This is a genomic window from Pseudomonas sp. NPDC090208 (assembly GCF_044746785.1).
In the GTDB taxonomy this organism is placed as follows: Bacteria; Pseudomonadota; Gammaproteobacteria; order Pseudomonadales; family Pseudomonadaceae; genus Aquipseudomonas.
Genome location: NZ_JBIVCU010000018.1, coordinates 130,866 through 142,101, shown reverse-complemented (window position 1 = coordinate 142,101; position 11,236 = coordinate 130,866). Strand labels below are relative to the sequence as shown.

At 61.2% G+C, this 11,236-nt stretch carries 9 protein-coding genes; 3 read left to right on the top strand and 6 right to left on the bottom strand.

Annotated elements, in window-relative coordinates; translation table 11 throughout:
• Nucleotides 1-330: 330 nt before the first annotated feature.
• The 3 genes from mksF to mksB are packed head-to-tail and all read right to left on the bottom strand — an operon-like array spanning nucleotide 331 to nucleotide 5,136.
• On the bottom strand, nucleotides 331-3,165 hold the full coding sequence (gene mksF / locus ACIPL0_RS25390; protein WP_400600246.1) for an Mks condensin complex protein MksF: 2,835 nt from the start codon (nucleotides 3,163-3,165) through the stop codon (nucleotides 331-333).
• Nucleotides 3,162-3,869: an Mks condensin complex protein MksE gene (gene mksE, locus ACIPL0_RS25385; RefSeq protein ID WP_400600248.1), complete on the bottom strand. Its 708-nt coding sequence runs from the start codon at nucleotides 3,867-3,869 to the stop codon at nucleotides 3,162-3,164. Before mksE ends, mksF begins: the two co-directional genes overlap by 4 nt.
• A complete protein-coding gene (gene mksB, locus ACIPL0_RS25380) occupies nucleotides 3,859-5,136 on the bottom strand; it encodes an Mks condensin complex protein MksB (RefSeq protein ID WP_400600250.1) in 1,278 nt (425 codons plus the stop codon). The genes mksE and mksB overlap by 11 nt, the downstream gene beginning before the upstream one ends.
• A gap of 144 nt (nucleotides 5,137-5,280) precedes the next feature.
• Here mksB and ACIPL0_RS25375 point away from each other — a divergent pair, with 144 nt between their 5' ends.
• On the top strand, nucleotides 5,281-6,093 hold the full coding sequence (locus ACIPL0_RS25375; RefSeq protein WP_400600252.1) for an energy transducer TonB: 813 nt from the start codon (nucleotides 5,281-5,283) through the stop codon (nucleotides 6,091-6,093).
• Nucleotides 6,086-6,538 (top strand): ribosomal protein S18-alanine N-acetyltransferase, encoded by a 453-nt coding sequence (gene rimI, locus ACIPL0_RS25370; RefSeq protein WP_400600254.1) that lies wholly within the window; start codon nucleotides 6,086-6,088, stop codon nucleotides 6,536-6,538. The genes ACIPL0_RS25375 and rimI overlap by 8 nt, the downstream gene beginning before the upstream one ends.
• Nucleotides 6,539-6,674: 136 nt before the next feature.
• Here rimI and ACIPL0_RS25365 read toward each other — a convergent pair whose 3' ends face one another.
• The gene (locus tag ACIPL0_RS25365; RefSeq protein ID WP_400600256.1) at nucleotides 6,675-7,088 is read right to left on the bottom strand and encodes a serine kinase/phosphatase; all 414 of its coding nucleotides are present in this window, start codon (nucleotides 7,086-7,088) and stop codon (nucleotides 6,675-6,677) included.
• 149 nt (nucleotides 7,089-7,237) lie between these two features.
• Here ACIPL0_RS25365 and can point away from each other — a divergent pair, with 149 nt between their 5' ends.
• Nucleotides 7,238-7,879: a carbonate dehydratase gene (gene can / locus ACIPL0_RS25360; protein ID WP_400600258.1), complete on the top strand. Its 642-nt coding sequence runs from the start codon at nucleotides 7,238-7,240 to the stop codon at nucleotides 7,877-7,879.
• A 158-nt stretch (nucleotides 7,880-8,037) separates the two neighbouring features.
• Here the strand turns inward: can and ACIPL0_RS25355 are convergent, their stop codons facing one another.
• Both ACIPL0_RS25355 and ACIPL0_RS25350 read right to left on the bottom strand, forming a co-directional pair.
• Nucleotides 8,038-9,207, bottom strand: a complete 1,170-nt coding sequence (locus ACIPL0_RS25355) for a hypothetical protein (protein ID WP_400600260.1) — start codon at nucleotides 9,205-9,207, stop codon at nucleotides 8,038-8,040.
• Between the two features lie 249 nt (nucleotides 9,208-9,456).
• Nucleotides 9,457-11,079 (bottom strand): methyl-accepting chemotaxis protein, encoded by a 1,623-nt coding sequence (locus tag ACIPL0_RS25350; RefSeq protein ID WP_400600482.1) that lies wholly within the window; start codon nucleotides 11,077-11,079, stop codon nucleotides 9,457-9,459.
• Nucleotides 11,080-11,236 lie beyond the last annotated feature (157 nt).

Here is an 11,236-nt window from a genome sequence, read left to right as displayed (position 1 = left end):
TAGTGTGGGGTTTCCCCATGTGAGAGTAGGTCATCGTCAAGATTAAATTGCAGAACCCCGTTTGCGTAAGCAGACGGGGTTTTGTCTTTGCGCGCGAAAAAAGCCTTGCTTGGCCCTGAACTGTGGGAGCGAATTCATTCGCGAACAATCCCGTAGTCGATCTAGATGCGTTGGCTGCAGTGACGCCTCGCGAATGAATTCGCTCCCACAGGGGGTGTAGGCAAGGCTTGAGATAGCGGCGTCCACTGGCTCGTGCAGCTCAAGCCCTAATAGCCGCCCACAAAAAAGCCCCGCATCTCTGCAGGGCTCTTTGTTACCGCTCAGTCCAGCTTATTCAGCAGCTTCTTCCGCCACTTCAATAGCTTTCACTGCACTTACCTCGTCGCGACGACGGATGTACTTCCAGTCCGCCTCATCGATGTAGATACCGGCAGGGCCGCTACCACCTTCAAGGTCGATGGCAACATGCGCCGAGACCTGTGGCTTCACACTCGCGAGGATCGGTACAAAGCCAAGCTGCAGGCTGGTTTCCAACAGTGCCGACTGGTTACGTTCGTCGATGTCAGCTGCTTCGTCGAGGTAGTAAGGCAGGCGGATGCGACCTGCCTGCTCGCGATCCATCAGGTGCAGCAACAGGTACATGTTGGTCAGCGCCTTGATGGTCATGGTCGTGCCGTTGGACGCCGCGCCATCGATGTCGGTGTGGATAACCGGCTGGCTGTTGACCTTGGTGATTTCGAACGCCAACTCGAACAGATCCTTCAGACCCAACTGGTTGTGGTTAGCTGCCACCAGGCGGGCCAGGTATTCCTTGGCCTCTTCGTTCTTGTTGTCCTGCTCCGCGCTCTGACTCAGATCGAATACCGACAGTGTTTCGCCTTCTTCGTACTGACCGGCGCTGTGGATAATTTGATCGATGTGCTTGAGCGCTTCTTTGTTCGGTGCCAGAACAATGCGGAAGCTTTCGAGGTTGGAAACCTGACGCCGGTTGATCTCGCGGTTGAACAGGGCGAGTTGATGTTCGAGGCTGTCGTAGTCGCTGCGAATGTTACGCAAGGTCCGGGCGATGTCGGTAACGGCCGCGCGGCGAGCCTTGCCCAGTGTCAGCGCTTCGTCCTGACGGTGTGCATAGGCGTTGATCAGCAGTTGCAGACGGCGCTCCATGTCGTCTTCGCTGTCGAACTTGGCCACGCCTTTCAGGCGAACCTGTGCATACAGCGCTTCGATCTGACCGTCGCAGCGCAACAGGCCCTGCCAGCTGTCCTGATAATCGTTGAGCAGCGGCAGCAGGTTTTCCAGCGAATCGTCGACCGGTTCCATGAACGGCGTGCCGAACGGCAGATCCGCCGGCAGCAACTGACGGCGACGCAGGGCGTCGTCCAGCGTGCGTTGCTTGGATTCCAGGTCGCCGATCTGACGGCCGACCAATTGCAGCTTGGCCGACAGTTGCTGGACGCGTTCGGTGAAGGCGTCGCTTGAACGCTTGAGTTCGTCCTGCGCCGCTTCCATCTGTGCCAGTTGTTCCAGCTTCTCGCCTTCTTCGGCGCTCAGGGTCTGGGTACGACGGAAATCCTCCAGGGCCTTCTGTGCATCCAGTACCTGCTGGTACAACGCTTCGGTCTGCGTCTTGCTCGCTGCGCGGTCTGCCGCGACTGCTTGCTGGGTTTTCAGCTGCTTGAGTTCTTTTTCCAGACGCTCTTTCTGGTCGCGCAACGCCGCACGATCAGCCAGCGCCTGCAAAGCCGGTGGCTCGATATGCGACAGGTTGATCGACAGGCCCGGCACTTCGAAGCGCTCGCCCTTGAAGCGGTCCAGGATTGTTTCCAGTGATTTGACCCAGGCTTCGCCGTCGTCCAGCGCGATGCCTTGCTCGCCCAGTGGCAGGCTGAACAGCGCGCTGTTGAACAGGCGCATCAAGCGCTCAACGTCCGGTTGCGAGAACTCTTCGCGCAGACGGGCATAACTGTTGTTGTCGGCATGGTCGAGTTGCTGTTTGACCGACTTCAGGCGTTTTTCCAGATCGCGCAGACGCTCGTCCAGATCCTCGGCGCTGAACTGTCGCGACTGTGCCAGTGCACCAGCCAGTTCGTCGTGGGCATCCTTGGCGGCCAGCAGTTGTTGCTCCAGGGTTTTCACGTCGTCGACCAGGGCAAAGCGGTTTTTCAGTACCGCCAGCTCGCCGATCCAGCGCTGGATGTTGCTGATTTCACGCTCCAGGCGCATCAGCTCCTGAGTGCTGCCGCGTTGGTCGTTCTGCAGGGAGTCCTGTTCGCCACGGTAGTGCTCGGCCTGAATGACCAGCTCTTCCTTGCGCGCGTTGGAGTAGTCCTGCCAGGTGCCCAGCAAGGAATCCAGCAGCGGCGACAGGCGATGCAGTTTGCCGCGCAGGATATCGCGCTGTTTGACACCGTTGGCCAGCGCTTCGACCAGCGGGCCAGCCGTGACCAGCGCGTTGTAGTCCTGTTCCATACGACGCACATCGCGGAAGGCTTCTTCGCAAGCGGCAATGTAATCGACGCTACCGGAACGCAAGCTGTGCTCGAAGGCATCGAGGAATAGTTGCTTGAGCTTGGCGGCGGTGATTTCGCGCATGTGCAGCAGGTTGATGAACAGCGCGCGGAAGGTCTTCAGGCTCTGTTCGCTGGTCGAGCGCAGCGGGATCAGCGTCAGGTCCAGCGGAATCGAGGTATGGCCACCCACCAGCAGACGGCGCAGTTCGTCCGGCTTGAGTTCGTAAGCTTTAAGCCCTTGGCTTTCCAGATTGCTGAACAGCTCTTTCTGACGCAGGCAGGTGTCGTTTTTCTGGTAATGGGCCAGATCCAGTTTGCCGGCGTAGGCAAAGAACTGGTGGCCGAAGCCGCCGCCGGGGCCGCGACCGACCACGCCGATCACATGCGGACCATGGGGCAGGGCGACTTCAACGAGGATGTAGCTGGTGTCCGACGCAAAGTAGAAGCGCCGTGACTGATCCAGGCTGTACTTGCCGAAACTCATGTCCGACATGCGCGCCAGAATCGGGAATTGCAGGGCGTTGATCGACGCGCTCTTGCCGAGGTTGTTCGCGCCGTAGACCGACAGCGGGTGTTCCAGCGGAAACAGCCCAAGGCTGTAACCGGCAGTGTTCAGCAGCGCGAAGCGGCGAATGCCGTAGCGTTCCTGGCTCATGCGTCAAGCTCCTGTTCTTCGGCGATCGCGCGGGCTAGAGCCTGCTCTTCGGTTTCCTCAACGTCATCGAATTCCGCTAGGTCCAGCGGATCGTCGGTTTGCAGCAGCTTCTCGTCGCTGTCATCGTCGATCAGTACCGGCGTCGGCAACGGCAGATCGCTGTGCAGACTGGCTGCCAGGTCGCGGTCTTGCTGGACCGACAGGCAGACATCGAGGAAGCGGTGCATCGGCGGCAGGAAGCGGTAGATGCCCACCTCTTCTGCAGCGAAACCGAGCTGGGTCATGCGGCGCATGATCTTTTCTTCCAGCTCGTCCTGGGTCTGCACTTCAGCCTGCAGGAACAGGTCGCGGTATTTCTCCAGCAGTGACGGCAATTCGTCACGACCGAGGCTACCGCCATCGAGCACGGCGACCGGATCGCGGCCCTGGTCGGCCAGATGCTCGACCAGGATGAAGGTGAACAGGGCCAGACGCTGGGCGGTCTTGTTGACCTGCGCAGCGGCCAGTTCCGGCACGAAGTAATAGAAGCCGCGGGTGTCGCAGACCAGCTCGAAACCCAGTGCCTTGAACAGCGCACGGTACTGGTCTTGGGCGTTGGACAACTGGGCATACAGCTCCGGATCGCGGCGGCTGATGTGATAGCCCTTGAACAGCTCGCGGAAGATCGGCGCGAGCTGGGACATTTCGGATAGATCAAGATGCATGGGCGGTGCCCTCGGAATTCTCTGGGTTCACGTCTTTGCTCGAGAGCAGGGCAAAGGAGCGCAGGCTGACGCGGTGCTCCTGGGTCAGGTAGTCGCGGCGTTCCAGACGCTCGCGCTTGAAGCGTTTTTCCCGCGACAGGCGCGAGAACCAGTACAGCAACTCGTCGGTCGCGCCGTTCGGTTCCTGCTCCAGCAGCCAGACCATCAGGTCCGGCATCGGCAGGGCTTCTTCGCAGCGTTCGATCATTTCCTTGACCGTGCGCGGCGCCCGGGGCGGTTCGCCCTTGCGGGTGACACTGGCCTTGGGGAAGCGCGCCGGCTTCGGCTCGAAGCGCGCCAGGGCGTAGACATAGGCCTCGACCTGGTTGGCACTGCCGAGGAAGGTGCTTTGCGGACGGGTAAACAGCGGCATGGCGGCCTGCGGCACGGCATCGATGCCCTTGCGGCGGATGGCCGACAGCGCCAGCGCGGCGCCACGGGTCACGGCGTTATGCCGGCGGGCTTCCTCACGCAACGGCAGCAGCAGCTCGCGGGCATGACGCAGGGTCAATTGCGCGCTGGTCTGCATTTCCAGAATCCGCGCATGGGTGCGCAGCAGCATGTCGTCGTCGACCAGGTGGCCGAGGCGTTGCTGATCGGTGAGCAGACGCAGCAGCACGTTCTCGACCTTGCGCACGCCCTGTTCAAAGGCGCCGTCAGCGTTGACCAGCTGGATCATCGGCTCGACATATTCGTCCCAGGTCGCCAGTACTTCGGCGTAGCGTTGCCGCAACGGGATCTGCCGGTCACTGGTCTTGGCCCGTTCGGCCACTGAGACCAGCGCTTGTTCGTCGTTGGCGAGCTTTTTCAGGACATCGCGCACGCGCATGTCGAGCAGGCGCAGTTGACGGGCGAGGTCGTTGGCATCGCGGGCTTCGAACGCTTCCTGGATATAACCGGCCAGCCGTTCCAGATGGCGCAGGTAGGCTTCGATTTCCAGACACAGGCCCAGCCGGTGCTCGCGGCGCAGGTACGAGAGGAAGTCGTGGATCTGCGCGTTCAGCTCGAAGCGGTTCGGGCTTTTCGCCACGGGAACCAGAATGTCGAGGCGAATCCACACGTCCAGCAGGTGGGTAATGTCCTGTGGCGTGCTTTCCAGTTGCTGGGCGGCCAGTTGCTGACGCAGTTCGCTCAGGCTCAAAGTGCCTTGGTCGAAGTGCTCGCACAGTGGCTCTAGAAGCGCCCAGTGTTCGGCGAGGGCGCGCAGGACGCGCTTGGGTTCGATCATCGGATGGCCGCTGGTTGGCAAATAAAAGCGGCAATTGTACTGCATCGCCGGGTCGGGTTTTCACCCTCAGTCGATCAACTGCGGCGTGATTCGTCGAAGGCCTGTAGAATCCCCCACCTGACTTTATCCACAGGTGGCTGTCCCTTGCTCAACGAGCCTCGCCGCCGCGCCTTTCTGTCCGCCATGCAGGTGGTCAGCTGGTTGCCGCGCACTCCACTGCCGTTTGCCGCGCCTTCGCGTCCGGAACTGCTTGCGCCGTTGCCGTCGATTGTCGATGAACCGGTGCAGGAGCGGTCGTCTGGCGTGGCTTCGCAGTCCGGCAACGCGCCTGTGAGCGCCGCGCCGTCGGTCGCTCCGCGTACGGTCGAGCGGCCGAAAATCGAGGTGCCGCGCCCGTCTTTGGCCACCAAGCCTGTTGTCAAAGCCGTTCAAGACGAAGATCCCGCGCCGCCTGTAGTGAAAGCGCCAGTCGTGCCGCCGCCACGGTTTGCCCTGCAACTGCTGCGGGCCGGCAGTTGCCTGTTGCTGGTCGAGCTGGCGACGGGCGAGCCGTTCCAGAGTCGCGACCCGTCTTATCTGCTGCTCAAGGACATGCTGCGTGCCGCCGGCTTGCCCGACAGCCCGCAGATCATCGGCGAGCCGGTGCGTTGGCCGCTGCTGGTACGCGGGCAAATGGATCAGGGGCCGGAAGCCGCACGGGATTTTGTGCAGGGATTCCTTCATGCGCGTCTCGAAGAGGCGCCTTGCAGTTGCTTGTGGCTGATCGGATTGCCGGCGTTGCGTTTTGCCGGTGAGACGGACGCCGAATCCTACAATCAGGATATTCAGGTCGATGGCCTGGGCCTTGCCTGGGCGCTGCCGGGTCTGGAATTGTTGATGGACGAGCCTCAGCGCAAGGCCGATGTCTGGCGCGCGATGCGCCGAATGATGGGGCGTTGGAAGAGCGTAAATGAGTGATGCCGTAACGTTTCGCCGTATGACCGAAGCCGATCTGGATGCGGTACTGAAAATCGAATATGCCGCGTTCAGCCATCCCTGGACCCGAGGCATTTTTCTGGATGGATTGAAGTCCTACGAAATCTGGCTGATGTTCGAGGGCAATCAGCAGGTCGGCCATGGGGTGATCAACGTCATCATCGACGAAGCCCACCTGCTCAACATTACCGTCAAACCGGAAAGCCAGGGCCGCGGCCTGGGCCTGTTGCTGCTCGACAAGCTGATGAAGCGCGCTTACGAACTCAATGGCCGTGAATGTTTCCTGGAGCTGCGTGCCAGCAATCAGTCCGCCTATCGCCTGTATGAGCGATATGGTTTCAACGAAGTCGGGCGGCGCCGCGATTACTACCCGGCGGCTGGCGGTCGTGAAGACGCGCTGGTCATGGCCTGCACGCTGGTCGAATAGTTTCACGCACCGCAAAATCTGTGGGAGGGAGCCTTGCTCGCGAATACGTCAGGTCAGGCAATGCTGCGTTGACTGACCCGATGCTTTCGCGAGCAGGGCTCCCTCCCACGGGGCAAGTGTTGCCGTTCGGGCTGTTTCAAAGATCCGGCTTGCCATCCAGCGGATCGAAGATCGCCATTTCCTCCTCGTCCAGCCCGCCTCCCGCGCCGATTTCATCTTCATCGACGATGCTCAACTCGAAGTCGGCAGGGCCGCCTTCGCCGCGTTCCCGGGGCGAGCGCGCACCGTCTTCGTCAATCAGGTTTTCCGGGCTCATGTCATCGTCGGTCGGGTCGTGATCGTCGACGGATGCGCCGGTCAGTCCGGCTTCGCGCACACGTTCGTCGGGAATATAGTTATCCAGCTCATCTTCGGGGATCGTGTCACCAATCCGAGCGCTGGGTTCGTTATTGTCGTTGAAGTTGAGTTCTTCCATCGACCCCATACGGTCTTCGTTGTCATCGATGGGTTCGGGCTGAGTGGCGCCGAACGGCCGGCGTGAATCGTTCATGATCAATCCTCGTTGTGGGCGGTCTTGAGCGGTGGACCGGGCGCTTGGATGAAGATTCAGTCGGTTTGCCAGTCGGTAGTGGCAAACCGGCGTGACCTGAAGGGCTGAAGGCCTGTCATAGCTGGGCATCATTTCCGAGGCATCAACGTATGAACGAACTACAAGATCTGATCGATAACAACGAACGTTGGGCTGCAGCCATCAAGGAAGAAGACCCCGAGTTCTTCGCCAAGCTGGCCCGGCAACAGACGCCGGAATACCTCTGGATCGGCTGCTCGGACGCGCGCGTCCCGGCCAATGAAATTGTCGGCATGTTGCCGGGTGATCTGTTCGTCCACCGCAACGTCGCCAACGTGGTGCTGCACACCGACCTGAACTGCCTGTCGGTGATCCAGTACGCGGTCGATGTACTCAAGGTCAAACACATCCTGGTCACCGGCCACTACGGTTGCGGCGGCGTGCGTGCATCGATGCAGGACCGCCAGTTCGGTCTGATCGACGGCTGGCTGCGGACCATTCGCGATCTGTATTACGAGCACCGCGAGGTGCTGGCACAGCTGCCGACCGAAGAAGAGCGCGTCGACCGCATGTGCGAGTTGAACGTGATCCAGCAGGTGGCCAACGTCGCCCATACCAGCATCGTGCAGAACGCCTGGCACCGCGGGCAGAAACTGTCGATCCACGGTTGCATCTATGGCATCAAGGATGGCCGCTGGAAGAGCCTGAACACGACCATCAGCGGTTTCGAGCAACTGCCGCCGCAGTATCGGTTGCGGCCATTGGGCGAGTGAAGAGGCTTGAGTCCGTGGGAGGGAGCCCTGCTCGCGAATGCGCGGGGACATTCACCATCGAGGTGGCTGAACGGACGCTTTCGCGAGCAGGGCTCCCTCCCACAGGTGTTGTGGCGATCATGTGTACGGGGTTAACCCCGTCGGCATGACGGTCGGCCTCACAGACTGGCTTTCTTGATCATCTCGGGCAGCGGCTTGCGCAGCTGTTGCAGCTCCCGCGAAACATTGCCGGTGCGGCATTTCGCAGCCGCCTGATCCGGCGTCAGGTTGCGGATCGAGGTGTAGAACAGCTTGCAGGTTTCGACCTTGTTGGTGACCTGCCAGTTGTTCGTGCATTGCTTCAACAAGGCGGCGGCGTCACCGCTCGGGTTTTGGCCCATGCCGGCCTGCCAGCAGGCCGCACTCAAATCCTGCCCCATGACTTTCAAGCCGGCCGCATCGGCCTTGGCTTCATCACCGCCGTAGTTGCTCTTGTCGGCGGCATACCAGATGTAGCTCGGGTGGTTCGAACCCAGCACCGATACGTTCTGCCCGGTGGTCGGGCTGATGGTTGCCAAGCCCAGCACCGCGACCGTGGCGCCGTATTGCTGCTTGATCCAGTTACGCACCGGCGCACCGAACGCGACCATCGGCAGCGACGTGCCGGCGGCGGTCTGGCTGATCTGTTTGACCATGCTCGTCTGATAGTCCTGGAAATAGCCGTAGACGCCTTCCAGGTCGCTGCCGGCGCTGGCTGGTGCGGCAATCGGCGCGATGTCGATGATGGTCTGGTAAGCAGGCGTCTGGGTGGCCGGAATGCCGTTGTCGGTCAACAGCGCTGCCCAGCGATCGGTGGTGGCCGAGCGCAGATAATCCTGCGCCTGGGTCAGCGAATAGTCCGGCGGGAAGTGCAGCAACTCGACGCTCTTGCGGTTGTCCAGCGCCATGCCCAGCGGCAGGAACAGGTACCAGTTGTAGGCCCACTTGCCGTCAGCGTTGAGCTTCTTCGCGCCATCGTACGCGTGGTCGCCGGCGTCCAGCAGATCCTTCAGCGGCTTGCCGTAGCCGTCCGGTACGCCGGTGATGTGCGCGCGCAGGCGGTCGCTGTCACGGGTGACGCGCACGGTGGCGGCGCTGTAGCCGTCGCGCCTTACGCTCTGGTTCAGGTAATGCTCGACCGTCTGTTCCAGCGTCCAGTCACGGAAGCAGATCACGTTGCAGTTGTTGGGGTAAGCGAAGAGGCGGGTGACGCGTTCGTGGCTGCCCAGTTCGACATCGACGTCAGCGTGGGCGGTGAGGCTCAAGGTGAGGGCGGCCAGAGCGGCATTCAGTACGGCGGTTTTTGTCATGCGCATGTCCTTGTTGGCGTGGGCATCCGTCTGTGCGGATGTGTTTCGATAATGAAACACTTGGGCATGGGCTGGGAATCTGTTGGCGGAAATTCTGTAGGAGCGCGGCTTGTCCCGCGAGCGGCGGGGAACCCGTCTTGAATCCTGGGCACGCGGTGGATCAGGTATACCGTGTTCTCAGGATTTACTGCCGGTTCCCGGCAGGTCGCGGGACAAGCCGCGCTCCTACAGATGAGCGCTTCTACACACCTACAAAACGAAACGCTGAACCATGCCGTTCAGGTCGGTCGCCAGCATCGCCAGGGCGTTGCTCGCTACGGTGGTCTGCTGCGCGCCCGAGGCCGACTGAGTCGACAGATCGCGGATGCTGCTGAGGTTGCGGTCCACTTCGTTGGCGACCTGGGCCTGTTGTTCAGCAGCGCTGGCGATCAGTACGTTGCGGTCGCTGATGGTCGAGGTGGCGCTGATGATCACGGTCAATGCCTGACTGGTCGCAGCCGCTTGCTCCAGCGTCTGGCTGGCCTGGGCGGCGGTAATGCGCAGGGCTTCGGCGGTTTCCTGGGTGCTTTGCTGCACGCTGTTGATCAGGCCTTCGATCTCTGTGGTCGAAGCGCTGGTGCGTTGGGCCAGCGAGCGCACTTCATCGGCGACCACGGCGAATCCGCGACCGGCTTCACCGGCGCGGGCGGCTTCGATGGCGGCGTTCAGGGCCAGCAGGTTGGTCTGGTTGGCGATGGCGCGGATCACTTCGAGAATCTTGCTGATGCTCAAGGTGCGCTCGGCAAGGCCATCGGCCTGGTGCGAGGAATCGAGGACGTTGCCGGTCAGTTCCTTGATCGAATCGATGGTGCCGGTCAGGCGCAGGCGGCCTTCGGCGGCGGCTTCGTTGGACGCCTTGGATTCGGTCGAAGTGTTGCTGGCGTTGTCGGCGACTTCCACTGCCGCCTGGCTCATCTGGTTGACCGCGACGGCCGCTTGTTCGATTTCATCGTTTTGCATCTGCAGGTTCTTCGCGCTGGCCTCGGCGATGGCGCCCATCTCCTGGACCGACTGGCTCAGCTGGCTGGCGGCGGCGTAAATCTGGTCGATGGTGCCGTGCAGGTTGGCGCGCATCTGGCCGAGCATCTTCAGCAGTTGCGCGGTTTCATCCTTGCCTTCCGGAATCGGCTGCGGGCTCAGATCGCCTTTGGCGATGGTGCTGGCGATGTCCAGCGACTGGCGCAGCGGGCGGATGATGGAAAGGCTCAGGCGCCAGGCCAGCAGCAGGGTCAGGATCAACGCGACGGCCACGGCACTGACGGCGATGATGCGGGTTTGCTGAAAGCGGCTGCCAGCGGTGTCGACGGCCGCGGCGGCGCTTTGTTTGTTCAGTTCGCGCAGCAGTTGCACCTGCATGTCCATCAGGTCGCCCTGCAGGCTCAGTGAGGTGTTCAGCAGCATCCGTGCGTCATTGAGTTTGTTCTGCTCGATCAGGCTGATCTCGTCATGCAGACCCGGCATGAAGGCGGAGTAGGCATCCTGCAGCGCCTTGATCGAGTCGCGCTCGGTGCTGTCCTTGGAGTGGGCGAGGTAATCGCTGAAGCTTTTTTCCACCTCGTTTTTCAATTGCTCGACGTTGATCTTGCTGGTCACCACCGCGCTCGGGTCATCGGCGTTGGCAATCAGGCGGGCGCTTTCGCCGCGCAGCTTGATCAGGTCGATGGCAATGGCGTCGGCCATGGCGATGCTCGGCAGCGAACCGCTTTCCACTGCCTCGCCCTGATCGCGGATGCTCTGCATCTGCAGCAGGCAGAACACGCCCAGCGCCACCAGCAACAGCGCCGTGATGCCGAAACACAACACCAGCCGCTGAGCGATTCTGAAACGCCGCAGAAAAGCCGGCCTGGACGAAGGACCGAACGCACCACGCAATAACCTTTTCACACTGACCAATCCCATCGACGAATTCATCGGAGACTCGGTTATAGAGAGGTTCCGTGATGTCTTTGTGACATCTCAGGGAAATATTTCAGATTTGTTGTGGTTTCGG